The following is a 26,696-nucleotide window of genomic DNA, read 5'->3' as shown; positions in this document are numbered from 1 at the left end:
TTCTCATGGTTTTTTAACCATTCATACTAATTAAAAATTCGGAATTTGATTTGGTACCACGCATTTGGGTCAATAAAAACTCCATAGCTTCCTGAGAATTCATATCCGCTAAGTGGTTTCTCAATACCCATAGACGTTGTAATTCCTCACGGTCAACCAATAAGTCATCACGTCTTGTACTAGATGCTGTAAGATCGATCGCTGGGAAGATACGTTTATTGGATAATTTACGATCCAATTGAAGTTCCATGTTACCTGTACCTTTAAATTCTTCGAAGATAACCTCATCCATTTTAGAACCTGTTTCTGTCAATGCGGTAGCTAGGATTGTCAATGATCCCCCGTTCTCAATGTTACGGGCAGCACCGAAGAAACGTTTTGGTTTGTGGAGTGCGTTGGCATCCACACCACCTGATAGGATTTTTCCGGATGCAGGAGCCACGGTATTGTATGCGCGGGCAAGGCGGGTGATGGAATCCAACAGGATAACCACATCATGTCCACACTCGACCATACGTTTAGCTTTTTCCAATACGATGTTCGCAATTTTTACATGGCGATCTGCCGGTTCATCAAAAGTGGATGAAACCACTTCCGCACGTACGCTGCGTGCCATATCGGTTACCTCTTCCGGACGTTCATCGATCAAAAGGATAATCAAATAAACTTCTGGGTGGTTCTTCGCAATAGCATTTGCCACTTCCTTCAACAAGTTGGTTTTACCTGTTTTCGGTTGTGCTACGATCAATCCACGCTGACCTTTACCTATCGGTGTGAAAAGATCCATGATACGGGTAGAATAATTGCCTGGACCTAAATCCAAATTCAATTTCTCATCCGGGAATAGTGGTGTTAGGTAATCAAATGGTACACGGTCGCGAACTTCGGCCGGATCTTGACCATTGATTGCTTCTACACGTACCAAAGGGAAATATTTCTCGCCTTCTTTCGGCGGACGGATACACCCACGTACATTATCTCCAGTTTTCAATCCGAATAATTTGATCTGCGACTGGGAAACATAGATATCGTCTGGCGAAGTCAGGTAGTTATAATCAGAAGATCTTAGGAATCCATATCCATCAGCCATGATTTCCAATACACCTTCATTAACAATGACATTGTCGAAGTCTGTAGGGTTTGCTGCTGGTTTTTGTGTTTGTTCCGGAACTGATGGCTTCTGAGGTTCAGCTTGTTCTTTTTCGGAAGGTGTAGTTGGGAATTCGATCTTCGGTTGATCCTCTTCAGGTGATTTCTTACGACCTACGGCTACTGGTTCAGCCGTCTTTACCGTGCGCATTCGCTTTCTAGGTCTTTCACCACTTGCGTCCACATCCGCATCTTCATGAACAGGTGCTTCTTCAGCTGTTCCTTTTTGTGCCTCTTGGGCTATTACACTAATACGATCAATCAATTCTTGCTTCCTAAGCTTTTCAGCATCGGCAATACCAAGAACTTTAGCGATCTCGCGCAATTCAGACACGAGTTTCGTATTCAATTCATTAATATCCATTAATTTATTCTATGATTTATAGGATTTTTATTTTTATTGAAATTTATCTTTCAGGACTTCGCTATTTCTAAGACTTGAAGTCAGGTAACTGACGATCCTTTAAGTGATTTTCCTTTTACCCTGATGAAAGACAATTTTTAGAACCGCCACAAAGTAAAAAAGATAAAATGTAAATTCAAAAGAAAAATAGGTTTTTTTTACCATTTTTACCAATTTCTAATACAAATTCATTTAGTAAAATGTTTTAGCATCCGTTAAATTTTTGAGAAAAATCAAAAATTAATTCTTTATTTGTAGGTAGATAATCATAAATCAACGCTATTTGATATGAATAACCAACAAACAAACACCAATTACCCAGCACTATACACCCTCATTGTGGTGTTCTTTTTTTGGGGCTTTATAGCCGCCGGAAATAGTGTTTTCATCCCCTTTTGTAAAAATTATTTCCACCTTGATCAGTTTCAATCCCAATTGATCGACTTTGCCTTTTATACGGCTTATTATATAGGTGCCTTGCTCCTATTTATCTTCGGTACGATCTCCGGGAAGGACCTGGTCGGAAAATGGGGCTATAAACGGAGTATTGTTTATGGATTGCTGTTCTCGGCTTTGGGCGCAGCGGCCATGATCGTGGCCGTAGAGGTCAATGTATATGTGGGCATGTTGATCGGTTTGTTTATTGTAGCCTTAGGTTTTTCACTTCAGCAAACGGCTGCAAACCCATTTGCCGTTCTGTTGGGCGACCCTAAAACGGGAGCTTCCCGGGTGAACCTTGGTGGTGGTATCAATTCTCTCGGTACTACAATCGGTCCCTTGATCATAGGTTTTGCATTATTTGGCACCTTTGAGACGGTTTCAGACAGCCAGATCGCCAGCTTACCCTTGAATAAAGTTGTATATCTATACGTGGGAGTAGGACTATTGTTCATATTAGCTGCCGGCCTATTCCATTTCTCCAAGAAAGTACCTGCAGGATATAACCTGGAACCGATGGAAGCCGCCAATAAGGCGAGAACAACGCTGGTTATCATGACCATTCTGTTGTTATGTGCGTTCATTCCTGTATTCACCAGTTATAATTCAGCAGAAGCACTGCAGATCGAGAACCTAAAGCAAGTGGTGAAAACCAGCCGGGATGCAGGCCCAGCTTTTGAATTGGAAATGCTATCACATTCCTTGGAACTGAAACGCATGTTCTGGTTATTAGGAGCCCTATTGGTCGTGGTTGTGGGCTTATTGTTCGCCTATGGCAGTGCAAAGAAAAACCCTGCCGGATGGGGTGCCATGAAATACCCACAATTGGTTTTGGGGATGTTGGCATTGTTTGTCTACGTAGGTATCGAAGTGGCTATCGGAAGTAATCTAGGGGAATTATTGACTTTGGAAGAATTCGGAAGTCTGCAATCTTCACAGATCACGCCTTATGTATCAATGTATTGGGGCGGGATGATGATCGGCCGTTGGGCAGGCGCGATCTCCGCATTCAACCTGACAAAATCCAAAAAACAGATGCTGACCATTATTGTCCCTCTTATCGCATTTAGCGTCATTATTGGTGTAAATGCCTTAGCAGGGTTTGATATGTCGGTATTATATTATTATATCGTTTGTGTCGCTATTCAGATCGTTGCCTTCCTGATCAGTAAGGAAAAACCGGTACGTACCTTGATTATTTTTGGAACATTCGGTCTTTTGGCGATGGTGGTTGGATTGATGACTTCAGGTACGATTGCCATCTATTCATTCCTTGCAGGTGGATTGGCTTGTTCCATTATGTGGGGATCGATTTTCAGTCTGTCCATTCAGGGATTGGGAAAATATACCGAACAGGGATCCGCATTCTTGGTCATGATGATCTTAGGTGGAGGTATCATTCCGCCTATCCAAGGAAAACTTTCTGATATCATTGGTATCCACAACTCTTATATTATTCCGGTGGTTGGATTTGCCTATATTATCCTGTTTGCTATCCTTGTCAAAAATTTCCTAACCAAGCAAGGTATTAATATGGATGAGATTGAAGCAGAAGCAGGGCATTAATCACCCATCTAATTGTAAAATATACACTAAGTAAATATTAATTTTACACTTTGTTAATAAGCTCATAATCAAAAAATTATGAGCTTATTGCTTAAAATCAGCAGTCAAAGGCCTTCAAAATTTTTGATTATATCCAATAAAAATTCTTATTTTTAGTAATAAATCCCGTATTTTGGGAACAATACAGTAAAAATTACCATTGTAAAACGTAAAAACAAGTTACTTAATTTTAAAACTATTAAATAATGATAATAATTGCAGATGGAGGGTCTACAAAAACAAACTGGTGTTTGTTAGATGATACTAATAAAAAGATCTATTTCAACACCGAAGGTTACAACCCATATTTTGTAGATAGCGATTACATTGTTGCATCCCTAAAGAAAGGTTTACCACAGGATATTCCATACGATAAGATCACCGAGGTCAATTATTATGGTGCGGGGGTACATAACGAGGAGAAAGCGAAGATTGTGGAAGAAGCCATTCAAGCGGTGTTTCCAAATGCAAAGGTTGAAGTAGGACATGATTTATTGGCAGCTGCTCGTGCGCTGTTGGGTACAGAGGCTGGATTTGCGGCCATCTTAGGAACCGGTACCAATACTTGTATTTACGACGGTAAAGATATCACCCATAACATTGATTCTGCAGCATATATTTTAGGAGACGAAGGTAGTGGTAGCTATATCGGAAAAAAACTATTGACAGATTTTATCCGTGGTCTTATGCCTAAGGATGTTTCTGATGTGTTCTATGAAACTTATAAACTGACTCCAGATGAGATTATGGACAATGTTTATACGAAACCTCTAGCAAACCGTTTCTGCGCAAGCTTCAGTAAATTTGTTTATGATAATAATGTAAATATTCAATATACACGTAAGATTGTTGATGATGCGTTTGAAGCTTTCTTTAACAATTTGGTGAGTAAATATCCAGATTACCAATCGTATACATTTAATTGTATTGGTTCGGTTGGGTATAATTTCAGAAATGTATTGGAAGAAAAAGCGGATCAATATGGGATGAAAGTGGGTAAGATCCTACGCTCGCCTATTGATGATTTGGTACAATTCCATATCAATAGATCTAAAAGCATCGCTTAATAAACAGTTTAGTTTATTCTATATATACGTCATTGCGAGGAAAACGTCATTGCGAGGAAAACGTCATTGCGAGGCACGAAGCAATCTTTACACTAATCGAAAGATTGCTTCGTGCCTCGCAATGACGTTTTTAGATTGCTTCCTTCCTCGCAATGACGTTTTTTTATGATTCTTCAGTTCTTTGCAATGACGTTTATTTACAACTCATAACTCTTGCCAATCTCTGGCAAAGTCAAATCCACATCAGCTTCACTGAATAACTTCTCTACAGCAACTTCATCAATTTCTATCGGTGGGAAAGAATTGAAATGCGTTCCTACCACATGTTTACATTTAATAAACTGCGCGGCTATCACCGCATCTTCCGCATCCATGGTATAATGTCCTCCAATTGGTAAAAAGGCATAATCCATCTGATACCTCTCCAATAACTTCATCTCCATCGTCAATGCTGTATCACCAGATACATATATAGTCTTCCCTTTGACAAAAAACACAAATCCTACAGGAAATCCACCATAACTTCCGTCAGGCGTACTGTTAGAATGCGCCGCAAAAACCATCTTCACCTTTCCAAATGGCAAATTAAGAGTTCCGCCCAGATTAAAGTCAATCACTTTTTCAGCAGGCACACCTTGGTTCTTTACCCAAGCAGCCGTCTCCACAATTGCCGCCACTGTCGCATTCTTCTTCTTCTGGACAGTTACCATATCCGCCACATGATCTTCATGTCCATGCGTTAGGAAAATATAATCTGGAGCCAAATCTTCTGCCTTCACCTCTTTAGCAATGGGGTTATAGGTTATGAAAGGATCCAATAGGACTTTCGTCCCATCGAAATCAAATTCAAAACAGGCATGTCCATAATAGGTATATTTCATCTTAAATCCTTTTGAATAATTATTTATTTCCGAACAAGTTCCCTAATCCGCCCAATCCTCCTAAAAGATCTTGGGAAGCTGCCTGCATTTCCGACTGACTGATGTTCTCAGCTTGGGTTAAGGCCTTATTGATCGCTACGATCAACAATTCTTCCAACTCTTCCTGATCTGCCTCTGCCAAAAACTCCGGATCGATCTTCACCTCCTTGATCTCCTTATTTGCCGTTGCAATGACACGTATTTTACCACCCTCAGCATCTCCAGATACGGAAATATGGTCTAATCTCTCTTTAATCTCCTTTGCACGTTGTTGCGCTTCAAATAACTTATCGAACATATGATTTTATCTTTTAAAACATCCAAAATACGAATAATTTAGGATTCTTGACAATCTTTATAGGTTCTTTTGCCGAGCTTGCTTACCTTTGCAGCAACAATATTTTTTCCAAGAATGGATCATTTAAAACATTATACCGCATTAGCGGACAACTTAGCATCTACCAACCCACAAGCACACGAAACCCTCGAAGAGGAGATCAATATCCTTATCCATAAGCTAAAATTCATCCCTATGGAAAGCAGACCAGTGGTGCTTATCCAGAACTTATCCACTTCGCAGATCGAACCGGATTACCTGGAAGAGATCTTGGCTGTTGCCGGTGGAAGGAAAGCAGGTTTGGAAAATGATCTTGCTGAAATTGATATTTTGATTTTCATTCAGGAAAGCCCTGATTTCCTAAGTAAGTTGCCTACCTTGTTGAGCACCCAATACCAAGGAAGCAAGGCTGTTGAAAATAATCAGGTATACATTATCCAAAAGCCAGCTTTTGGTTCCCAACGATCAGATTATTTGCAGGATATAGAGATCCTTGCCGAGATCGTGCAATCCAAATATTTCATCTATGGGCATGAAGGGAACCATTGGATGAAATTCGAGCTATAAACTAAGGATTTAATATTTTAAATAACCAAAAGAGGTCGGTTGCTTGATAGCGACCGACCTCTTTTTATTGGATATGATCCTTATTTGGACATAATCCTTATACGGATCAACTTATTTCCTTCGTTGTTAAACGAACTTCTTTCTTAAGATGGAATATAATTTCTCTACCGTTTGCGGTTTGGTTGCCCAATTATTTTTGAGCGCATAATTGGTCTGCAAAAAGGCATCTGCCTCCGCAAAATTATCAAACCTGTTCAGTAACTCGATCGCTTCGGAATAAGCTAAGCTATATCCGTTGAAAAGATCTTTGATGAACATGAGCTTATCGTTCAAGCTGACTGCTGTTTTAAGATCTACCACCGTTTCTGAACCTCGGCTAGCAGACGTATTGAACTGCTGCACATTTGTCAATCCAGCACGTTTCTGTTGTTGGATGAGTTCGTTCAATGTCAATGGACGACTTGGTTTCGCCTCTGCTTGTTTGGCAAGATCATTCAACGTCACCTCTTTTTCCGCCGGTTCCTCAATCCTTACCTCTTTTTCCTCAATGCGAACCTGGTTTACCACCGGTTCAGAGGAGATTGACGAGGATCTTTCAGGAGTTGTTTCTTCTTTTGGCACTTCTTTAGATTCTTCCTTAGCTTCAACTTTGGACTCTTCCTTAGCTTCTTCTTCATAAGCTGGTCTTACGGAAGTGTAATTGGAGCTTGAAGTATGTACTGGAGATTGCAGAGAATCCGTTATGGAAGTACTTGCCTCCGCTAATTCTTCTTTATCAGCGTCGGTTTCCCCTTCCTGCTTATTATCTTCTTCAGGGTTTTCTAAATCTTGCTCAGAATCCTTACCCTCCTCCTCAGATTTTACCGTTGTTTGTTCTTTTTCTTCTTCCTCTTGATATTCCTCTACTACCGCATCATTTTCTTTGTTGCTCTTCGCTCCAAAGGTACTGGAGAATGGAATCTCTTCGTCGTATTCCTCTATCACAGGAGCATCATTATTCGATACCTCTTCTTTTTCAGTTTTTACTGCATCTGGGTTTTCTGTTGCTGTTTCTGCTTCAATATTTCCATCAGCCTCCACTTCCTGAATCTCATTTACGACCGGTTGATCATCCGCTTCATGTTCATCCACCTGAACCGCCGGTGTAAAAACAGTATCTTCCTCTTTTGCAGATTCAACATTCGAAGAATCCTCTTTTGTAGACTGGTCTTTCGTAGACTCACCTTGCACAGGTTCATTTGAAACCGGTGAAGCAGCCAATAATCGAGGGTCTTTTTCTACTTGTAGGTTGGCCAATACATCAAGGTGTGCTGCCAAATATTTTGCCTGAGCGGCCAATAAAAGGATCTCTGTCCGATGTCCTGAAATTTGATTCCCATCCAATGAAGCGTACTGCTCATTGATCTCCACCAATAAGTCGCCGATTTTACCTAAAATATCTTGTTCTTTATAAGCCATAATGCTGTTTTGATCCTTTATTATTCTATCTTGTTCTTCTATATGAACAAAAAACAAACCAACTGAGTTTGACTAAGTTTGATTTTTTATTCGATGATGCTCAATCAAAAATAGGATTTTATTCTGATATTCGTAAGCAAAACGAAGTCCTATGATGTTATTTTCTGAACATAATTTTCACCGTAGAAGAGATTGTATTGGCAGTATCGAAGTGATCTGTGGATCGATGTTTTCTGGAAAAACGGAGGAGTTGATTCGGAGGCTAAAAAGGGCTCAATTTGCCAAATTACCGGTGGAGATTTTCAAACCGGAAATCGATATTAGATATGGCGCTAATGAAGTGGTTTCGCACGATAGCAATGCGATTCCTTCTACGCCGGTTTCCCATTCTTCAGCAATTTTGTTGTTGAGTAATGAAACGAAAGTGGTGGGGATTGATGAGGCTCAATTCTTTGATGAGGAACTACCGAATGTCTGTGAGGAATTGGCGAATCGAGGGATCAGGGTTATTGTAGCGGGTTTGGATATGGATTATTTGGGACAACCCTTTGGTCCGATACCAAATTTAATGGCGATAGCAGAGGATGTGACAAAGGTGCATGCGGTATGTGTGCAATGTGGCGCGCCAGCGAATTATTCCTATCGGACGCAATTGGATGATGCTAGGGTTTTGCTTGGCGAGAAGGATAAATATGAGCCGAGGTGTAGGGGCTGTTATTTTGGATTGGAAGATGAGGATTGTTAGGTTGGATAGGCCAAGGCAAGGCATTATACGTCATTGCGAGGAGGTACGACGAAGCAATCTTTGGATTAGTGTAAAGATTGCTTCGTTCCTCGCAATGACGGTAGAGTTACTTCAACTCCTTCACAATACTTTCATCCAAAGGCGTAACCTTCGACCTATACCTATGCGCTAATTTCCCATCCTTACCAATCAAAAACTTCTCAAAATTCCAATTGATTGCTCCGGTAAAATCAGGGTTCTTTGCAGTTGTCAGATACTTGAACAACGGGATCATCTTCTCCCCTGTCACATCCACCTTTTCCGACAACAAAAATTTCACGCCATAATTCTCCTCACAAAAGGCTGCAATTTCTGCATTGCTATCAAATTCCTGGCCTTTAAAATTATCCGAAGGAAAACCAATCACGACCAAATCCTTTCCATACTTATCAGATAACTCCTGTAGTTCCTTATACTGCTTGGTAAAACCACATTTTGAAGCCGTATTAACGATCAAAATCTGCTTGCCCTTGAACTCAGACAAGGAAACTTTCTTCCCATCCAAGGTCTTAAAGCTATAATCATAAACCGTCGGCTGATTGAACAGCATGGTAAAAACCATTAATATCGAATAAATCATCTTTTTAAATTTTATATTTCAACATTCAGCTCCCTATTCACCACAAAATGAAAAAGCTGCTCTATAGGATTCTTCAAAATCGTGCCAATCTTAACCCCATGTAGATTACACACCTCCCGCAAATGGATATCAAAATTATAGGCTATCTGACCCACAAAATGACATTCATATTCCCAGAAATTAGGATAAGTCATGATATTTGTCCGCACAAATTCATCAAAACCATTCCTCAACAGGTTATCGATAAATGGATGCGATCGGTTATCCCCCATGAATTTCGCAAAACTTGCCAAATACGCATTCGGACGATCCCTTTGGTAGACATTCTTGATAATGATATCCTTGGTAATCGGATGCACTTCCTGGAAAATACGCATCAGATCCCTGGGCATGGATTCGTAGAGGTAAGCAGTTATCAATTGTTTACCGAACCAGGCACCCGAACCTTCATCCCCCAACACATAACCGATCCCGTGGATGCTTGTGGACAAACCTTCACCATCAAAATAGCTGATGTCCGACCCTGTTCCTAAATTCGAGATCAGGCCTTTGCCCGAACCAAAAGTAGCATAGGCAGAGCCCAGCAGATCGCTTTCTACAGCCACATAAGAACTGGGAAAAATCTCCGACAAGGCATTGGATACCAACTCCCTACGATCTGGAGTAGAGCATCCCGCACCAAAGAAATATACTTCATTGATCTCATTGATATAGGGAATGATCTCGGGAACACCGGAAAGGGTATTAGCGATTTCCTTTTCACTCACAAAAAATGGATTAAGGCCTTTGGTACTAAAACTTAAGGGTTTACTATCTGGAAGATGGAGCATCCAATCGGATCTTGATGAACCACTATCTGCAACTAAAATCATATTATTTAATTCTCATCAAACCCAAATATACGAAATGTAATATTATCGTGAAAGTGCATTTTATACGGATAAATAAAGAGGCATTTCATAATCCTTTTCTATCTTTATGAGGATTATTTAACCCTTTCTAATTATGATAAAATTTCGAAAACCTTTTTGGTTGATCGCTACAGCCTTACTTGCTTTCCAATCGGTACAGGCCCAGGAAGTCAGCCATCCGAAATCGCATTTTGGATTTAATATCGGAGATGATTATCAACTAACGAACTATACCCAAACAGAAGCCTATTTCAAAAAACTGGCTCAGCAATCCAATCGGGTAAAGCTACAGGTGATCGGTAAAACCGAAGAAGGTAGAGACCAGATCATGCTCATCATCAGTTCGCCGGAGAACCTAAAGGAACTCACGAAGTACCAGAAGATCGCTACGGATATGGCGAAGGCAAAGATCTCGGAAGAAGCCGCTAAGCAATTAGCGAAAGAGGGAAAATCCGTGGTGTGGATTGATGGCGGTCTACATTCCACCGAAGTGGTGGCTACCCACCAATTGATCCAAACGGCCTATCTCTTAGCGTCTGCAAACGATGAAGAGACCAAAAGGATCTTGGATAATTCGATCATATTAATGACACATGCCAATCCCGATGGCCATGAACTGGTAGGCGATTGGTATATGCGCCATACTGACCCGCAGAAAAGAAGCACCAGTCTGATTCCTGTCCTCTACCAAAAATATGCTGGGCATGATAACAATCGAGATTTCTTTATGCTCAACCTTAAGGAAAGCCAGAACATTGCACGGCAATTGTTCATCGATTGGAACCCACAGATCATGTACAACCATCATCAAACTGCACCTGCTGGAGCAGTGGTGGCTGGAGCACCCTATCGGGATCCTTTCAATTATGTATTCGATCCTTTGCTGATGTCGGGAATCGATGCCCTTGGAGCAGCCATGTCCTCCAGGCTGAACGCCGAAAATAAACCGGGATATACCGCAAAAGGTGGTTCGGTCTTTTCCACCTGGTATAATGGCGGCCTACGAACTACCACCTATTTCCACAACATGATCGGTTTATTGACCGAAATCATCGGAAATCCCACACCTTATGAAATTCCATTGGTATCCAAAAGGTTAATTCCATCCAGTGATACCCAAAACCCTGTCATCCCACAGAAATGGCATTTCCAACAATCCATTGATTACTCCGTTTCGCTGAACTATGCGGTTATGGGCTATGCGGCTCGCTATAAAGATGAGGTGTTATATAACATCTATCGGATGGGGCGCAACTCGATTGAACGAGGATCAAAGGATTTCTGGCCATTATCACCGAGTAAAGTAGCTTTGATTGATTCGGCCATGAAAGGGAGCAACATTTCCTCCAACAGAGAAATGACCCGTGGTTTCGAAAAAAGAAGTTTGGAGACCTTGTTCGGGAATAAAAACCTGCGGGATCCAAGGGGATATATTCTTCCGTCCGACCAAAAGGACTTCAGTACGGCCAAAAAATTCCTCAATGCGTTGATCCAAAACGGCATCGAAGTTAAACAGGCAACGGCTGATTTTACCGTCAATGGCACATCCTACCCTGCCGGAAGTTATGTGATCAAAACCAATCAGGCTTTCCGTCCGCATATCCTGGATATGTTCGAACCACAGGACCACCCTGATGATTTCGAATACCCAGGAGGTCCTCCGATCCCTCCTTACGATGCAGCAGGATGGACTTTGGCTTACCTGATGGATATTAAGTTCGATCGCATATTGGAAGATTTCAATGGTCCATTCCAGGACCTGAACCTCGGTGAGCAGATCTCCCTTTTGAACAGCAAAAAACCGGTTGGCAAATTCGTTAAATTGCCAGCGGAGATCAATGACAGCTATAAGATCGCCAACCAACAACTGAACAATAAAGGCAAGGTTTGGCGTGATCAGGTTTCAGGAGATTTCTATATCGAGAACAAGGGAAATATGACCCTTACCTTTGATGCTGCAGGCGCCAATGCACTTCCAAAAAGTGTAAAACCATTAAAATCCCTTCGGATTGGTTTATGGGATACCTATGGAGGTTCTATGGCTTCGGGCTGGTTAAGGTTCAATCTGGAACAGCATCATTATAATTTCGAACTGGTCTTCCCTGCGGATATCGACAAGGGCAATCTGAACAGTAAGTTTGATGTCTTGATCTTCCCTGGTGGAGCGATCCCAAGATTTGGAACTTCCACAACAACTCGACCTGGGAATAGAGGAGAAATGGCGATGCCTGACCATATTCCGGCAGAGTATAAGAATCGTTGGGGCAGATTGAGCGCCGATAAATCCATCCCTGTCTTGCAGGAATTTATGGAAAAAGGCGGCAAGGTAATCACGATAGGCAACAGTTCCGATCTTGCTGAACACCTTAAATTGGGCGTGGAAGATGCATTGGTCGATCAAAACAAAGTGCCTTTGAAAAGAACGGAATTCTATACTCCAGGTTCTGTATTGACAGCAAAAGTAAATTCGGGTGTGCCGAGCACCTGGGGATATGCGGATCAGATTGATCTTTATTATTCCAATGACAACCTTTATAAGATCACCAATAAGGATATTACACCGTTGATCTGGTTTGATAGTGAAAAGGTATTAAAATCAGGTTGGTCTTGGGGAGAAAAATATCTAAAGGATGGTGTTTTGGCCTTTGAAACGAATATTGGCAAAGGAAAATTGGTTTCCTTTGGTAATGACATCAACTTCAGGGCGCAAACACACGGGACTTTTAAATTCTTATTCAACCAATTGCAATAGGTTTTTAATCCTTTAATGATAAAAAGAGCTGCTATCTTAAAATTAGCAGCTCTTTTTATGAAAGATAATTTTCTTTTTTATTGATTGAGCTTAGAAGTTCAATTGGGAAATGTTCATCTTCATACTTTTCTAATAAAATTCCTAAAATTTCCAATTCATCACCTTCTCTTGTTCCTAGTTTTGCATCAAAAATTACTTCAAGTCTTTCTAAAGATTGAAAGTAATCCCTTTCTGTTTTAATTGGTTTTAATTACATCTTTCTAAATTTTGCTTCCTTCTATTTTTATCATATTCATAGTAAAAGATAGAAATCAATTCCCAAATTGGGAAATTCAATTTTAAATTTACATTCAAAACAAAGTTTGGAAACTCAAGTAAGACCAGTTTGGTTCTTCCTAAAACCAAGGTGAAAGCAATGTGAAAGTATGTAAAATGTATGTCAAGCATACTAAACACCTACTTATACCATGGTTTAAACCTACTTAAACCACGAACTTAAACCTATTTTATCCTATTTTAAGGGACTCAGGTCCTAATCACTTGACAATTGATAATAAGGAATTTCTTCTATTATTGAATCGGTATCCCAGGCCTAACATCAAGTAATTAGGCTCATGAAAATCTTTGATGGAATAGCCAACATGCAGAAATGCACTTTTGCTCACACCTGTTTTCAGGGCAAAACTTTGGTATGTACCCTTAAAATCCCCTTCACGATTAATGAAATGTGTTCCCAATCCTATACTCAGTGTAAATATCGGCATGATATAATCTGCTCTTGCTGACACTCCCGCTGCAATCTGTTCTTTCCAATAAGGCTTAAAGAATTGCTGTTCCGTTCCTACGATATAGTCTTTGGTATACACATTAGCACTACCATCATGGATCAGGTCCAGGGATGCTCCCGCTCGGACGCGATACCCAAAGTTATACATGGGTGCAATATATACCCCCAAAACTGGGTAACGGTGTGGCGAAGCAATCTGATTCCCTATGAAATAAACTCCTTTCCTACGCCAGGATCCAAAAGCCACCACATCATAGCTCCAATGCCTTTCAAAGGCTGGGATTTGCTTCTTCATCCGCCATTTTTCCGCGTTCGGAAGTTTTTTCGAAAGGTCATATTGTAAGCCTAACCGAAAGCTGCTGGTATTGAATCCGGAATTGGGATATTCCGTATTTCCATTGGAAAAATGGGTGAAATCAAAGCCCGTATTCAGAGCTAAGCGCTTCGCTAAATACCAACGCAGAAAAAGACCCGCATTGATATAGGCATTCTCCTTGGAACCAATAATTACATTTTTTGGATTTTCATGCGTATCGAAATATTTCCAACCCGTGGATAGGCCAAAATTCCATTCATAATGCAGACCCAGTAATTGGTTTAACCGTAGGATCTCCGCATTCTGGAAAATATACCCCGCCATAGGATTCCCTAATTCCTTTCCATTTCCATAATTAAAATAAGCTAAGCCAATTCCCTGGCTGGTCTGGGGGAAAATACAATTCCCAAAGGAACCTTCAGGCAGACCAAATGCATATTGCAGGTGAGCGGAGACACCTTTTTCGGAGAGCGAATAATCGTTGTCCATCCCTTTGTAAAAAGGGGCGGTAGGAATGACTTTTGCCGCCCGAAAATCGATACTGATCAGGTTTTTGTAGCCCCCTTGCATAATGGTCTCCCTTTGAATTGGCTGTTGGATAAGACTATCCTGGGCAAACACAAATCCTTGGGAACAGAAAATAACAAACAAGTAAATTATCCGGTAGAATAATCGAGTCATTTTAAATGGTTAACAATCAAAAATAACCAAATAAATCCTAAAGCAAGGTTAAAAATCCTTAAATATGGCGGCTAAATTCCGCTATTTTAGCGCAGCTTCGATCAATTCGCCGTAAAAAGCAGTTTCCGTTCTATCAGATGCCCTTACCTGTTGCGGAATAAAGCTCTGCGGAGTCTGACCTGGGACCGTATTGATCTCAATAAAAAAGAATTTATCGGTTTCATTCTCCAGGAAAAAATCCACTCTTACCATCCCACTGCAGTTCAACCGGATATATATTTCCTTGATGATTTCATCAGCTCGGCTTTTCTGATCAGCATTCAGATCGGCTGGTGTAATCTCCTCGGTCAGTCCTGGGGTATATTTCGCCTCAAAATCAAAAAACTCGCGGGTGGTTCGGACTTCTGTAGCCGGCAACACCTGCAGTTCGCCCTGTGGATTGCGGTAAATGCCTTGGGAAAATTCCCGTCCTACCACAAATTCTTCTACAAGAACCTGCTTTCCGGTATTCTCCGCATCATAAGCATTATCCAAGGCCTCTTGGAGAGCATCCCAGGATTTCACTTTGCTCATCCCGATGCTACTACCACCAGCATTCGGCTTCACAAATAAAGGCAGCACTAATTTTTCCTTAACAGTATTAAAAGCATCTGCACGATGCGCTTCAAAAAGTAATACCGATTTTGCTACGTATAATTGAGGGATATCTTGGATGATCGCTTTGGTATAGCCTTTATTCATGGTCAAAGCAGAGGTCAATGCGCTGCAGCTGGTATAAGGTAATCCGATCATATCGAAATAACCTTGTATCCTTCCATCCTCTCCGGGTGTACCGTGCAAGATGATAAATGCCACATCAAAATTGATCTTGCCGTTAATGTCCAAAGAAAAATCCTGTCTATCTATCTCATGCCTGTTTCCTTGATCATCGGTATAATACCAACCATCCAAATTAATGGCAATGGGATACACTTCATATTTTTCTTTATCCAATTGGGAGTACACAAAAGCGGAGCTTTTGAAGGAAACTTCGGCTTCTCCGGTATACCCACCCGTAATTAAGGCTACTTTAGTTTTCATATTATTCATTGAAGAAACAAATATAATTTGAGATACGAGGAAAAACGAATATTTTTGCCCTTATATTCTATCGATAATTCGAAAATTCTAAAAAATGGAATTAATATTGATAGTGCAACACTAAAAAAGCAACAGATCGATGTCGAAACTCTTTTTATACCTGAGGACAGCCACTTTCAGGAAAAACCTTATCGGGTCTATAATCTTCTTGATTGTCCTGTTCATCCTTATTTATTTTGGACTGAAAATTTACACCAAACATGGGGACTCCCAGGAGGTTCCAGTGCTGAAAGGCCTACATATCAATGAAGCCTTAAGTATCTTGGATAAGGCAGGCTTAGAATATGAAATAGACTCCATCTATCAGATGGATGCAAAACCAGGCTTGGTCATCGATCAGGATCCAGATCCTAAATCGCATGTTAAAGGCGGTCGGACGATCTATCTGACGATCATTACTCAATCTGCACCGGAAATTGCTTTCCCAGAAGTGATCGACAAGACCTATATCGAGGCTTCGGCTATCCTGAAAAACCATTCCTTGAAAATTGCGGACACGACCTATATCAATGATATTGCTAGAGATTTGGTATTGGATGTTAAATTTGCCGGACAGCCGTTACGTGCGGGAAGAATGGTTCCTAAGGGATCGAAGATCTCCTTGATTCTTGGAAATGGCCGTGGTGATAGTGAGGTAGAAATCCCTAACCTGGTCGGATTGCCTTTAATCGAAGCAAAATTTGCTTTGGCTGGCGTAGGGTTGGTACTGGGTTCTGTTAAATTCGCAGATGGCTCCAACGACTCCCTGAATGCGATCATCGAAAGCCAAAGTCCAGACACCAGCGCAAGAATTATTTCCATCGGTTCGGCGATCCATGTGATCATGTCCAAACCAAAAGAAGTAGCACCCGAAACTCCAACCCCGCTAAACCCATAACATGGCAGAGAACAGAAAAAAATCGAGCCTTCCTTTATTTATTGGAATTATCGTATTGATCATAGGATTAACCGCTGCAGGTTTTGCCTATTTCACTTTCATGGCACCATCCATCGCCACCGATGAGCCTTACTTTTATGTAAAGAGCAACGAGCCTTATGAGGAAGTGATGAAGCGGATAGAAAGTGAAGGGGTAGTCAGTAATCCGGCATTGTTTCAATATGCAGCAAAATTTATGGACCTGAAATCCGCAGGTATCAAAGCCGGTAAATACAAATTATCTAAAGACCTTTCCAATCGCAGATTCATTGGAAATCTTCGCGGAGGATATCAGGAAGCCGTTAAATTCAGGTTTCAGAACATCCGTTTAAAAGAAAATTTCGCAGGTTTATTGGGCAGAGAATTTGAAGCGGATTCCACCGCCTTCCTTCAGCTATTGAACGATGAGCAATTGGCAACAAAATACGGTTTCACGAAAGATAACTTCTTTAGTATGTTCATTCCGAACACCTATGAAATCTACTGGAACACCGATCCTAAGGAGATCATCGATCGTTTTGCTAAGGAGTACACCAAATTCTGGAATGATGACCGTAAGGCCAAAGCAGCAGCATTGAACCTGACCACGCAAGAAGTCAGTGTGCTGGCTTCCATCGTTAAAGGAGAAGCACTGCACGTGGATGAAATGCCGAAGATTGCAGGGCTGTACCTTAATCGTTTGAAGAAAGGAATGTTATTGCAGGCCGATCCTACAGTAATCTTCGCAAACAACGACTTTACCATCCGCAGGGTGCTGAACAGACATTTAACCATTGATAATCCATACAACACTTACCGGTATAAGGGATTGCCTCCAGGGCCAATCATGATGCCAAGTATCGCCTCTATTGATGGGGTATTGAACTACGACCATCATAACTATATCTATATGTGTGCGAAAGATGATTTCTCCGGATACCATTTATTTGCAGAAACCGTTGCAGAACATTTGGTGAACGCACGGAAATTCCAAAAAGCATTGGACGAAAGAAATATCAAAAAATAAGGTTATGTTCTCCTACCAACATCAAATCCGGGTCAGGTATGCCGAAACGGATCAAATGGGTTATGTTTATTATGGTAACTATGCTTCCTATTACGAAGTAGCACGTACGGAAATGTTGCGTAGTACCGGTGTTTCCTATAAGGAATTGGAGGATATGGGCGTCATGCTACCCGTTACAGACTTGAGCAGCAAATACATAAAGGCTGCCAAGTATGATGATTTGATCACAATAAATATTTATATTAGGGAAAAACCAGGTATTCGGATTAAATTTGAATACGAGCTATTTAACGAAGCGGGCGAATTGCTGAACACTGGATTCACCCAATTGGTATTTGTTGATATGGAAAAAGGTAGACCCTGCAAACCACCACAGGTTTTCGTTGATAAAATGGCTCCATTTTTTGGAGGATAATGAAAAAAGTACACCAACAACTTCTTCGTGTAAGGCCGTATGACCGTTTGATAGAATGGTCTAAAGGGGCCACCCTACCTGGTTTTGGGAAGTTGCCACTTTACACCGTACTCGTATTTTTCTTCCAAGAAATAGCCCGGGAATCCATTCTGAACAAAGCTTCTTCCCTCGCCTATAACTTTATGTTGGCGGTATTTCCTGGGATTATCTTCCTGTTCACCTTGATTCCCTATATCCCGGTCGATAATTTTCAGGAACAATTGCTGGACCTGATCCAATTGGCTTTGCCGAACAATGCCTTTGAGGTATTACAGACTACATTGATCGATATCATCAAAAGACAGAACAGTGGGTTATTGTCGGTGGTATTTGTATTGGTCACTTTCTTCTCCACCAACGGGATGACCACCTTGATGATGACCTTCAATAAAGCTGCGCTTTCCAAAGAATCGAGGACCTGGCTACAACGACGGGTTATCGCCTTAGGCTTGGTTTTCGCTATCGTCCTTGCCCTGGTGGTTGGCATAGCACTATACGCGGGTTCCAACTACTTCATCAACTACCTAAAAACACATATCGACTACGACCTAAAATATTTTTGGGCCACCCTGATCAAGATCGCGCAATGGCTGATTCTCTTCAGTATCTACTTTTTTACCGTCAGTTTGATCTATAAATTTGGACCATCCTCTACAAAAAAATGGAAACTTTTCACCCCGGGAGCTACTTTAGCCACCCTTTTGGCCATGCTTTCCTTCTCTCTTTTCACCTTCTACATCAACAACTTTGGGGCCTATAACAAACTGTATGGATCCATCGGAACATTGATCGTAGTGATGATCTGGATGTATATTAACGCATTAATACTTATTATTGGCTTTGAATTGAATGCCAGTATTGCTTTATCAAAACAAAGTATTAAAATTGTAAAGCCAAGGGTGTACAACTCTTTTAAACCAAACAATACTTAAATACCATCTTGTTAATTTATTTGGCTTTTTAATTAACTTTGTGTCGAATATGGAAGATAAGACTTTATTGAAGAGCTCTAAGCGGAACAGAAATGTCCGTAATATCCTATTATTTTCCATCATCATCCTTTTCATTACCTTCGTTATCGTATTTATATTTTCGTTTATCCAATATAAATCCATTCAGAACAGGATCAAATCCATTTACGTTTCCATCAATAGCGATAAAAATGACTTCTCCGATTTATTGGATGTTTTCAACGAAGCGGAACATGATTTCCGGGAGTTCTCCATCACCTATAGCAGTGAGGATTATGAAAACTACAAGAACAAGCTGGTCCACCTTAAGAAATCTGTTGATTCCCTGATCAATATCAAGGAATTGACCGACCTGTGGTATGATGATCAACCAAAATCCAATCGGGAGGTGCTGGATCTCATTCCGAAATATAAATCCCTGAACGCAAAACTGGACTCCATGATCCTGGCCTCAGAGACCCTACGGAATTTCCATCAAGAAACATCCAAGGACTCCATGTTTGATCTGCCACTTCCGAAAATTGAGAAGGATAGTATTTTCAGTAGCGAGAAAACCTTGAGCAATAGGCAGATCCTTTTGGATAGAAAACCCCTATTGCAACGTATATTCCAGAAAAAACAGGATACTATCAACGTCGAGGCCTATGAAACTTACGAAACAGAACGTTTGCAGCTGCAGGAGACTTTGGTCGAGATCCTGGAAGATAACAATACCTTTACCCGTACCAAATTAAATGAACTGCAGGAAACCCTGAACCGGTTGCGGAAGAATGAAAGGGCTTTGCTAGCGGATAATTTCACCTTATTGCAAAGTGCCAACCAATTGGTTCGGATCATCCATAATGAACGCTTTCAGATACAAAAGGAAAAAACCGATCGTGACCTGATCTCTTTGATCTCCAGTACAGAGACGTTCAGGTGGCAGATCATCATCTCCCTAACCTTTGTATTCATCATTATCTGTATCCTGATCTACTACCAATTTTTCTCAGCCTACTACGAAAGGAAGCTGATGGAGGAAAAAGTGTACGCCTCCAAATTGGCAGAACAGAAGACAGACATCCTCGCAGAGATCACCCATGAGATCAGAACTCCATTAAATTCCTTGATCGGTATTGTGGATCTGTTGAAGAGTAGAAAAGACCTCTATCAGCCGAAGGATATCCTGTTGTTGGAATCGGCCTATTCCAATATCACCATGACTTCCAAAACCATCAATGATATATTGAACCTAAGCAAGATCGATCAGCATGACGCGATAGAACCGAGCTTCTTTGATTTCAAAGAATTGGTTATGGAAGTGATCGAAGGCCATCAGAACCAGGCAGCGTTAAAGAACATTACCTTAGATTACCATGTACAGCCCGACGCACCTACGGTGATCTATACCGATGAAGTCAAGGTTCGGCAGATCTTACATAACCTGGTGAGCAATGCGATTAAATATTCTTCCAAAGGGGTAGTTCGGACCAGTATCTACATCAATGATAATGGCATGTTGTTGATCAAAGTATCCGATCAGGGACAAGGGATACCCGATAACCTGAAGAAGAACATCTTCAAGAAATACTATACGGTGAATAAATCCACCAAGGTGGATAGTGGGGTTGGCTTAGGCCTTTACATCACTAAAAATATCGTGAACATGCTGGAAGGCAAGATCGGGTTCAAAACTGCTTCTGGCGCGGGTACCACTTTTATTGTGGAGATCCCTGTTCCAGCACCAAGGTACCGCCGGAAGAACAATATCGAGGCAAATCGGGTAAACGACCTACCAAAAAACATCAGCTGGCTGATTGTTGATGATAACGCTTTGAATCTGCTCTATTTACGACAGTTCTTTTCGTTACATAAGCAAGTATTTACGGCAACGAACGGTAAGGAAGCAGTGGAGATCATGGACCGCGAAAAAATAGATGTGATCATTACCGATATCAATATGCCGGTGATGACGGGGGATGAACTGCTCCTGAAACTACGCATCAACCCGGCCTTTGACCAAGTGAAAATAATAGCCACATCCTCTGATAATGACCAAGTTAAACGACTGGAAAAGGAAAGAGGCGTTCGATTCGACGGTATATTGATCAAGCCGTTCAACGAGAAAAAACTAACGGAAATTATCCTGAAAACCATCTATCCGATATTCGACGATCAGGAGTAAAATCCAAGGACTTCTGATGGGCTAAACTTTTTTTCATCTAAACTCTTGTAAATAAACTTTTTTCGTATCTTTGCAGTCCCTACCACGTAGGGAAAAGGAGAAAATTAATTAATGGCAAAAAAACAAGAAGCAGAAAAAGAGTTAGCGGCGAAAAACGCAGAGCTACAAGGTGCTGACACAAAAGTTGTGAAGGACACTGAAAAGATTGAGTCTGAGGCAGATTCAAATTTGATCGATGAGATCAAATCGAACACTTGGAGTACTCCACAAGGAGACTTCGACTGGGATCTTGATGAGAAAGCATTCGGTAACTATAGCGATGCTGAGCGTGTTAAATTGGAAGAGGAATATGCTGGAACATTTAACCAAATCAATCAAGGTGAAATTATTGAAGGTGTTGTTGTATCAATCAACAACAAAGATGTTGTTTTAAACATCGGTTTCAAATCAGACGGTCTAGTAGCATTATCTGAGTTCCGTGACTTACCTGACTTAAAAGTAGGTGATACTGTTGATGTATTCGTTGAATCTCAAGAAGATGCAAACGGTCAATTGGTATTATCCCGCAAACGTGCTAAAACACAAAAATCTTGGGAAGAGATCAACAATGCATTGGAAAATGACAAAATCATTGATGGTTTCGTTAAATCACGTACTAAAGGTGGTTTGATCGTAGACATCAAAGGTGTTGAGGCATTCTTACCAGGTTCTCAAATTGACATCAAACCTATCCGTGATTACGACGTATACGTAGGTAAAACTATGGAATTCAAAGTGGTAAAAATCAACCACGAATTCAAAAACGTAGTCGTATCGCATAAAGTATTGATCGAAGACGATTTGGAAAACCAAAAATCAGAGATCGTTGCGAAATTGGAAAAAGGTCAAGTATTGGAAGGTACTGTTAAAAACATTACAGATTTCGGTGTGTTCATCGACTTGGGTGGTGTTGACGGATTACTTCACATTACAGATATCTCTTGGGGCCGTATCGAGCATCCAAAAGAGGTATTGGCATTAGACCAAACTATCAACGTTGTAGTTCTTGACTTTGATGACGAGAAAAAACGTATTGCATTAGGCTTAAAACAATTATCAGAGCACCCTTGGGAATCTTTAGACAAAGGATTAGAAATCGGTTCTAAAGTGAAAGGTAAGATCGTTACTGTAGCTGACTACGGTGCTTTCTTAGAAATCATCCCTGGTGTTGAAGGATTAATCCACGTATCTGAAATGTCTTGGTCTCAAAACCTACGTTCTCCTCAAGAGTTCTTGAAAGTAGGTGATGAAATCGAAGCGGAAATCTTAACATTAGATCGTGACGATCGTAAGATGAGCTTAGGTATCAAACAATTAACTCCAGATCCATGGCAAAACATCACTGAGCGTTACCCAGTAGGTTCTAAACAATCAGCAGTTGTTAAAAACATGACTAACTTCGGTGTATTCGTTGAGTTAGAAGACGGAATCGATGGTTTGATCCACATTTCTGATCTTTCTTGGTCTAAGAAAGTTAACCACCCTAATGAATTCACTAAAGTTGGTGAGAAATTAGATGTAGTGGTATTGGAATTAGACGAAGAAAACCGCAAGCTTTCTTTAGGTCACAAACAATTAGAGGAAAACCCTTGGGATACTTTCGAAACGATCTTCACTGAAGGTTCTGTTCACGAAGGTACTGTAATCAAAGTTGGTGACAAAGGAGATATCGTAGCTTTACAATATGGTGTTGAAGGTTTCTGCCCTAACAAACATTCTGTAAAAGAAGATGGTTCTTCATTGAAAGTTGACGAAGTTGCTGAATTCAAAATCATCGAATTCAACAAAGAGAACAAACGTCTAGTGATTTCTCACTCTCGTATCTGGGAAGATGCTAAAGCTGAAGCTCGTATCGAGGAATTCAATGCTCGTAAAAAAGAAGCTAAAACTGCTAACGCAGCAGTGAAGAAAGTTAAAGATTCTGTAGAGAAATCTACTTTAGGTGATCTTGACGTTCTAGCTCAATTGAAAGAGCAAATGGAAGATGATGAAAAAAAATCTAAATAATTAGATTTTAAAACATAATCCAAAGCCCCGAATGTAAGATTCGGGGCTTTTTTTATGCCTTATATTTCCTTAGCTTTATGAAAGGAAATGTAGGATTTGAATGTTTTTAAGGAATGATTATGGAAAAGATGGATAGGCGTGAAAGCCCACTGATCAGTACGGATGTTGCCTTGCAGATGATTAATGATGATCAGGTGGTGCTATTGGATGCGACCATTGATAAGGTTAATGAGAAAATGGATCGGGATCGGTTGGAACTGATTCCTGGGAGTTTGTTCTTTGATATAGAGGGAAGTTTTTCAGATCATGGAAGTGTTTATCCGCATACGATGGTGGATGCTGCCATATTTGAAAGGGAAGCGAGGAAGTTGGGGATAAATCAAGGGGATAAGGTTATTGTTTATGATCGTTGGGGGATTTATTCCAGTCCTAGGGCGTGGTGGATGTTTAAATTGATGGGCGTTGAAGAGGTATATGTCTTGCGTGGAGGATTGCCAGCTTGGAAGGCTGCTGGATTGCCGATTGTGGATGCTTATAGGGAGGTTGCTGGTTTGGAAGGTGATTTTGTGGCTAGGGAGGATAAGGATTGGATGATAGGAACGGAGGATTTGATGGAGAGGTTGGGAAAGGATGGTCAGATGATCGTTGATGCGAGAAGTGAGGGAAGGTTTCATGGAACTTCGCCGGAGCCAAGAGCGGGCTTAAAATCGGGGCATATTCCAGGGTCTAAGAATATTCCTTTTGATCGGGTGCTGGATGGGATTGATTATAAGGTGGATGAGGAGTTGAGTAGGATTTTTGAAGGGAAGTTGGTTTCGGATGGGAATTTGGGGTTGGAAGGGAAATTGGGGTTGGAAGGGACGATGGTTTCGGAAGAGAAATTGATGTCGGAAAATGTTTTGGATGATGATAGTAAGCCGATTGGAAATAAGCCTATAGGAAATAGGAATATATTCACTTGTGGATCTGGGGTATCGGCAGCGATATTGGCCTTGGCCGCTTATCATTTGGGGAGCAGGAATGTGGCGGTGTATGATGGGTCTTGGAGCGAATGGGGAGCGCGGGAGGATACGCAGATAGAACGGTAATTATCGTCATTGCGAGAAGCTATACCCGTCATTGCGAGACCTACGTCATTGCGAGGAACGAAGCAATCTTCCTTCATGTCATGCTGAGCGAAGTCGAAGCATCTACATTTGGACCTGTACAGATCCTTCGACTGCGCTCAGAATGACATAGTCCCATGACATAGTCCAAAGATTGCTTCGTCGTACCTCCTCGCAATGACGCAGTAGCTCCTCGCAATGACGCCAAAAGGCGTCTCAATGTCAAGTACCCCCTACTTCCTAGCTTCCGGCAAGGGAACATATCCATCATCCCCAGGAACTTTCGGAAACTCATGCTTCCGCCATTTATCTTTCGCTTCCTCAATAATCTCCCTTGAAGTCGCTACAAAATTCCAATAAATAAATCTTTCTTCCGGAAAAGGCTCCCCACCAAAAATATACACCGTCGTCCCAGCCTTCATCTCAAAAGAACATAAATGCGCATCCTTCGTAATCAAAATATGCTTAGGCGCATAATCATGGCCATTACTGGAAATCTCCCCTTCCAAAATATACAAACCACTCTCGCCATAAAGCTCGCCCCGGATATCAATCAACGCATCTTTACTCGCTTTGATCTCCATCATGTACAATTTACTATGTACCGGAACTGGCGATTTCTTCCCAAAAGCTTCCCCTGCAATCAATTTATAACTTACACCATCTTCTTCCCAAGCAGGAATATCTGACGCTTCCACATGATGGAATTCTGGTTCTTGAAACTCCAATTCCTTCGGCAAAGCAACCCAAATCTGCAAGCCTTGCAAAAACTTATCCTTCGTCCGCAGATACTCAGGCGTTCTTTCCGAATGGACTACCCCTTTTCCGGCGGTCATCCAATTCACCGCACCAGGTTTGATCTCCATCGCCGAACCAATACTATCCCGATGGAAAATAGACCCTTCGAAAAGATAGGTCAACGTGGATAAGCCAATATGCGGATGAGGACCAACATCCAGGTTTTCATGATCCGCCAAACAAGCTGGCCCCATATGATCAATAAATACAAAAGGACCAATACTTCTTTTCTGACGGAAAGGCAATAACCTTCCCACCATAAAATTCCCAATATCCGCAGCGGTTTCTTCTTTTATGAAATCAATATTTGACATGTCTCTCCCTATTTTTTTAAATACTTAACTAATTTAAGCATTTGAAGATAGATTCTGTACAGCTTTGAAAATAAGATTGGCTGCCAAACGGGCTGTACGGTTATCAATATCGTACAAAGGATTCAGTTCTGCCACATCCATACTACGCAGATTGTCCAAGTTCATGATGGTTTCAAAAATGCGGTAGAAGCCGTGTGTAGGCATGATTCCTTGAAAGGAGCATGCACTCACACCGGGCGCAAATGCCGGTGAGAATACATCCATATCAATAGTTAGATAGACATGATCTACAGCGTTCGCAAATTCAAATATTTCCTGAATGATCGGATCGATCTGTTCGTGATGGATATTCTCTGCCTTCACGATTTTAGTACCCATTGAATCTGCATAATCGAACAGGGCTTTGGTATTGCTGATATCCTGAATACCGATGGCCATATAGCGGAATGCGCTATTGTTCTGTTTAGCTTCCTCTGCAATCTGGTAAAATCCAGTACCTGAATTTGCCCTTCCGTCTGCCGTTGCGCGGATATCGAGATGGGCATCGATATTGATGATGCCAATCTTTCCTGATTTAGCAGCTTGTAATCCTTTAAAATGTCCATAGGTGATCTCATGGCCTCCTCCCAATAAAATTGGAAAACCACCAGCTTTCACGATCTGTGTTACCCTGTTTGCTAGTTCTTGTTGCGCTTCTTCCAGTTCCTCCCCAACACAGACTACATTTCCGGCATCCAGTAATTTGGTCTTGCCATCAAAGTGAACCGGGAGATTGGCTATGGATTTCCGTAGGGCTTCAGGAGCCTCCTTGGCCCCTACCCGACCTTGATTCCTATGAACGCCCTCATCACAGACAAAACCCAAAAAAACAATTTTACCTTTTAATGGAGGTTGATCATTCAGATCTATTAGTTCTATTTTCTGATGCCAACGCAAAAATGATTCATCTGTCCCATCAATTCTTCCTGTCCAAAGATTTCTGTCTACGGGTTGGTAATAAACTTGTACTAATGCCTCCATAATATT

The 26,696-nt window shown here is 41.1% G+C and carries 22 protein-coding genes; 12 read left to right on the top strand and 10 right to left on the bottom strand.

What is annotated here, in order from left to right:
* Positions 1 to 13 precede the first annotated feature (13 nt).
* Positions 14 to 1,513, bottom strand: a complete 1,500-nt coding sequence (rho, locus tag CRJ00_RS11145) for a transcription termination factor Rho (protein ID WP_099366945.1) — start codon at positions 1,511 to 1,513, stop codon at positions 14 to 16.
* A 327-nt stretch (positions 1,514 to 1,840) separates the two neighbouring features.
* Between rho and CRJ00_RS11140 the strand changes: the two genes are divergently transcribed.
* A complete protein-coding gene (locus CRJ00_RS11140) occupies positions 1,841 to 3,556 on the top strand; it encodes an MFS transporter (protein WP_099366944.1) in 1,716 nt (571 codons plus the stop codon).
* A gap of 245 nt (positions 3,557 to 3,801) precedes the next feature.
* Positions 3,802 to 4,662: an N-acetylglucosamine kinase gene (locus tag CRJ00_RS11135; protein ID WP_099366943.1), complete on the top strand. Its 861-nt coding sequence runs from the start codon at positions 3,802 to 3,804 to the stop codon at positions 4,660 to 4,662.
* Between the two features lie 197 nt (positions 4,663 to 4,859).
* Here CRJ00_RS11135 and CRJ00_RS11130 read toward each other — a convergent pair whose 3' ends face one another.
* On the bottom strand, positions 4,860 to 5,543 hold the full coding sequence (locus CRJ00_RS11130; RefSeq protein ID WP_099366942.1) for a metal-dependent hydrolase: 684 nt from the start codon (positions 5,541 to 5,543) through the stop codon (positions 4,860 to 4,862).
* Positions 5,544 to 5,562: 19 nt separating this feature from the next.
* Positions 5,563 to 5,880, bottom strand: coding sequence for a YbaB/EbfC family nucleoid-associated protein (locus tag CRJ00_RS11125; protein WP_099366941.1), 318 nt, complete (start codon positions 5,878 to 5,880; stop codon positions 5,563 to 5,565).
* A 114-nt stretch (positions 5,881 to 5,994) separates the two neighbouring features.
* On the opposite strand from CRJ00_RS11125, the gene CRJ00_RS11120 reads away from it, so the two are divergent.
* On the top strand, positions 5,995 to 6,486 hold the full coding sequence (locus CRJ00_RS11120; protein ID WP_099366940.1) for a hypothetical protein: 492 nt from the start codon (positions 5,995 to 5,997) through the stop codon (positions 6,484 to 6,486).
* Positions 6,487 to 6,612: 126 nt separating this feature from the next.
* Here the strand turns inward: CRJ00_RS11120 and CRJ00_RS11115 are convergent, their stop codons facing one another.
* Positions 6,613 to 7,944 carry a hypothetical protein gene (locus tag CRJ00_RS11115; RefSeq protein ID WP_099366939.1) on the bottom strand — a complete coding sequence of 444 codons (1,332 nt, stop codon included), beginning with the start codon at positions 7,942 to 7,944 and terminating at the stop codon, positions 6,613 to 6,615.
* Positions 7,945 to 8,098: 154 nt separating this feature from the next.
* Here CRJ00_RS11115 and CRJ00_RS11110 point away from each other — a divergent pair, with 154 nt between their 5' ends.
* The gene (locus tag CRJ00_RS11110; RefSeq protein ID WP_099366938.1) at positions 8,099 to 8,689 is read left to right on the top strand and encodes a thymidine kinase; all 591 of its coding nucleotides are present in this window, start codon (positions 8,099 to 8,101) and stop codon (positions 8,687 to 8,689) included.
* A gap of 106 nt (positions 8,690 to 8,795) precedes the next feature.
* Here CRJ00_RS11110 and CRJ00_RS11105 read toward each other — a convergent pair whose 3' ends face one another.
* Both CRJ00_RS11105 and CRJ00_RS11100 read right to left on the bottom strand, forming a co-directional pair.
* The gene (locus CRJ00_RS11105) at positions 8,796 to 9,308 is read right to left on the bottom strand and encodes a glutathione peroxidase (RefSeq protein WP_099366937.1); all 513 of its coding nucleotides are present in this window, start codon (positions 9,306 to 9,308) and stop codon (positions 8,796 to 8,798) included.
* Between the two features lie 11 nt (positions 9,309 to 9,319).
* Positions 9,320 to 10,180, bottom strand: coding sequence for an N-acetylglucosamine kinase (locus tag CRJ00_RS11100; RefSeq protein WP_099366936.1), 861 nt, complete (start codon positions 10,178 to 10,180; stop codon positions 9,320 to 9,322).
* Between the two features lie 133 nt (positions 10,181 to 10,313).
* On the opposite strand from CRJ00_RS11100, the gene CRJ00_RS11095 reads away from it, so the two are divergent.
* The gene (locus CRJ00_RS11095; RefSeq protein ID WP_099366935.1) at positions 10,314 to 12,971 is read left to right on the top strand and encodes a M14 family metallopeptidase; all 2,658 of its coding nucleotides are present in this window, start codon (positions 10,314 to 10,316) and stop codon (positions 12,969 to 12,971) included.
* A gap of 536 nt (positions 12,972 to 13,507) precedes the next feature.
* On the opposite strand, the gene CRJ00_RS11080 is transcribed toward CRJ00_RS11095, so the two are convergent.
* Together CRJ00_RS11080 and CRJ00_RS11075 are read right to left on the bottom strand one after the other, a co-directional pair.
* Positions 13,508 to 14,755, bottom strand: coding sequence for an acyloxyacyl hydrolase (locus CRJ00_RS11080; protein WP_099366933.1), 1,248 nt, complete (start codon positions 14,753 to 14,755; stop codon positions 13,508 to 13,510).
* A gap of 81 nt (positions 14,756 to 14,836) precedes the next feature.
* Entirely contained in the window at positions 14,837 to 15,835 is a 999-nt protein-coding gene (locus CRJ00_RS11075) for a D-alanine--D-alanine ligase family protein (RefSeq protein WP_099366932.1), read from the bottom strand.
* Positions 15,836 to 15,974: 139 nt separating this feature from the next.
* On the opposite strand from CRJ00_RS11075, the gene CRJ00_RS11070 reads away from it, so the two are divergent.
* The 7 genes from CRJ00_RS11070 to CRJ00_RS11040 all read left to right on the top strand — a co-directional run bounded on the left by CRJ00_RS11070 (position 15,975) and on the right by CRJ00_RS11040 (position 24,540).
* Positions 15,975 to 16,772, top strand: a complete 798-nt coding sequence (locus tag CRJ00_RS11070; RefSeq protein WP_099366931.1) for a PASTA domain-containing protein — start codon at positions 15,975 to 15,977, stop codon at positions 16,770 to 16,772.
* A 1-nt stretch (position 16,773) separates the two neighbouring features.
* Positions 16,774 to 17,817: an endolytic transglycosylase MltG gene (gene mltG / locus CRJ00_RS11065; RefSeq protein WP_099366930.1), complete on the top strand. Its 1,044-nt coding sequence runs from the start codon at positions 16,774 to 16,776 to the stop codon at positions 17,815 to 17,817.
* A gap of 4 nt (positions 17,818 to 17,821) precedes the next feature.
* Positions 17,822 to 18,232 carry an acyl-CoA thioesterase gene (locus CRJ00_RS11060; protein WP_099366929.1) on the top strand — a complete coding sequence of 137 codons (411 nt, stop codon included), beginning with the start codon at positions 17,822 to 17,824 and terminating at the stop codon, positions 18,230 to 18,232.
* Entirely contained in the window at positions 18,232 to 19,203 is a 972-nt protein-coding gene (locus CRJ00_RS11055; protein WP_099366928.1) for a YihY/virulence factor BrkB family protein, read from the top strand. The genes CRJ00_RS11060 and CRJ00_RS11055 overlap by 1 nt, the downstream gene beginning before the upstream one ends.
* A 49-nt stretch (positions 19,204 to 19,252) precedes the next feature.
* On the top strand, positions 19,253 to 21,406 hold the full coding sequence (locus tag CRJ00_RS11050; RefSeq protein ID WP_099366927.1) for an ATP-binding protein: 2,154 nt from the start codon (positions 19,253 to 19,255) through the stop codon (positions 21,404 to 21,406).
* Between the two features lie 111 nt (positions 21,407 to 21,517).
* Entirely contained in the window at positions 21,518 to 23,452 is a 1,935-nt protein-coding gene (rpsA, locus tag CRJ00_RS11045) for a 30S ribosomal protein S1 (RefSeq protein ID WP_099366926.1), read from the top strand.
* A gap of 119 nt (positions 23,453 to 23,571) precedes the next feature.
* Complete coding sequence (locus CRJ00_RS11040; protein ID WP_180268481.1) at positions 23,572 to 24,540, top strand: sulfurtransferase; 969 nt, start codon at positions 23,572 to 23,574, stop codon at positions 24,538 to 24,540.
* A 251-nt stretch (positions 24,541 to 24,791) separates the two neighbouring features.
* Here CRJ00_RS11040 and CRJ00_RS11035 read toward each other — a convergent pair whose 3' ends face one another.
* Positions 24,792 to 25,670 (bottom strand): pirin family protein, encoded by an 879-nt coding sequence (locus CRJ00_RS11035; protein WP_099366924.1) that lies wholly within the window; start codon positions 25,668 to 25,670, stop codon positions 24,792 to 24,794.
* 33 nt (positions 25,671 to 25,703) lie between these two features.
* Positions 25,704 to 26,690 (bottom strand): formimidoylglutamase, encoded by a 987-nt coding sequence (hutG, locus tag CRJ00_RS11030; RefSeq protein WP_099366923.1) that lies wholly within the window; start codon positions 26,688 to 26,690, stop codon positions 25,704 to 25,706.
* Positions 26,691 to 26,696 lie beyond the last annotated feature (6 nt).

Source organism: Sphingobacterium sp. 1.A.4 (assembly GCF_002734245.1).
GTDB classification, from domain to species: domain Bacteria; phylum Bacteroidota; class Bacteroidia; order Sphingobacteriales; family Sphingobacteriaceae; genus Sphingobacterium; species Sphingobacterium tenebrionis.
The sequence above is the reverse complement of the archived record's forward strand: the minus strand, read 5'-3'. Positions and strand labels throughout refer to the sequence as shown.

Excerpts from the sequence above, each read along its gene's own strand:
- rho (WP_099366945.1), bottom strand. The coding sequence starts at position 1,513 with ATGGATATTAATGAATTGAATACGAAACTCGTGTCTGAATTGCGCGAG.
- CRJ00_RS11140 (WP_099366944.1), top strand. The coding sequence starts at position 1,841 with ATGAATAACCAACAAACAAACACCAATTACCCAGCACTATACACCCTC.
- CRJ00_RS11135 (WP_099366943.1), top strand. The coding sequence starts at position 3,802 with ATGATAATAATTGCAGATGGAGGGTCTACAAAAACAAACTGGTGTTTG.
- CRJ00_RS11130 (WP_099366942.1), bottom strand. The coding sequence starts at position 5,543 with ATGAAATATACCTATTATGGACATGCCTGTTTTGAATTTGATTTCGAT.
- CRJ00_RS11125 (WP_099366941.1), bottom strand. The coding sequence starts at position 5,880 with ATGTTCGATAAGTTATTTGAAGCGCAACAACGTGCAAAGGAGATTAAA.
- CRJ00_RS11120 (WP_099366940.1), top strand. The coding sequence starts at position 5,995 with ATGGATCATTTAAAACATTATACCGCATTAGCGGACAACTTAGCATCT.
- CRJ00_RS11115 (WP_099366939.1), bottom strand. The coding sequence starts at position 7,944 with ATGGCTTATAAAGAACAAGATATTTTAGGTAAAATCGGCGACTTATTG.
- CRJ00_RS11110 (WP_099366938.1), top strand. The coding sequence starts at position 8,099 with ATGTTATTTTCTGAACATAATTTTCACCGTAGAAGAGATTGTATTGGC.
- CRJ00_RS11105 (WP_099366937.1), bottom strand. The coding sequence starts at position 9,308 with ATGATTTATTCGATATTAATGGTTTTTACCATGCTGTTCAATCAGCCG.
- CRJ00_RS11100 (WP_099366936.1), bottom strand. The coding sequence starts at position 10,180 with ATGATTTTAGTTGCAGATAGTGGTTCATCAAGATCCGATTGGATGCTC.
- CRJ00_RS11095 (WP_099366935.1), top strand. The coding sequence starts at position 10,314 with ATGATAAAATTTCGAAAACCTTTTTGGTTGATCGCTACAGCCTTACTT.
- CRJ00_RS11080 (WP_099366933.1), bottom strand. The coding sequence starts at position 14,755 with ATGACTCGATTATTCTACCGGATAATTTACTTGTTTGTTATTTTCTGT.
- CRJ00_RS11075 (WP_099366932.1), bottom strand. The coding sequence starts at position 15,835 with ATGAAAACTAAAGTAGCCTTAATTACGGGTGGGTATACCGGAGAAGCC.
- CRJ00_RS11070 (WP_099366931.1), top strand. The coding sequence starts at position 15,975 with ATGTCGAAACTCTTTTTATACCTGAGGACAGCCACTTTCAGGAAAAAC.
- mltG (WP_099366930.1), top strand. The coding sequence starts at position 16,774 with ATGGCAGAGAACAGAAAAAAATCGAGCCTTCCTTTATTTATTGGAATT.
- CRJ00_RS11060 (WP_099366929.1), top strand. The coding sequence starts at position 17,822 with ATGTTCTCCTACCAACATCAAATCCGGGTCAGGTATGCCGAAACGGAT.
- CRJ00_RS11055 (WP_099366928.1), top strand. The coding sequence starts at position 18,232 with ATGAAAAAAGTACACCAACAACTTCTTCGTGTAAGGCCGTATGACCGT.
- CRJ00_RS11050 (WP_099366927.1), top strand. The coding sequence starts at position 19,253 with ATGGAAGATAAGACTTTATTGAAGAGCTCTAAGCGGAACAGAAATGTC.
- rpsA (WP_099366926.1), top strand. The coding sequence starts at position 21,518 with ATGGCAAAAAAACAAGAAGCAGAAAAAGAGTTAGCGGCGAAAAACGCA.
- CRJ00_RS11040 (WP_180268481.1), top strand. The coding sequence starts at position 23,572 with ATGGAAAAGATGGATAGGCGTGAAAGCCCACTGATCAGTACGGATGTT.
- CRJ00_RS11035 (WP_099366924.1), bottom strand. The coding sequence starts at position 25,670 with ATGTCAAATATTGATTTCATAAAAGAAGAAACCGCTGCGGATATTGGG.
- hutG (WP_099366923.1), bottom strand. The coding sequence starts at position 26,690 with ATGGAGGCATTAGTACAAGTTTATTACCAACCCGTAGACAGAAATCTT.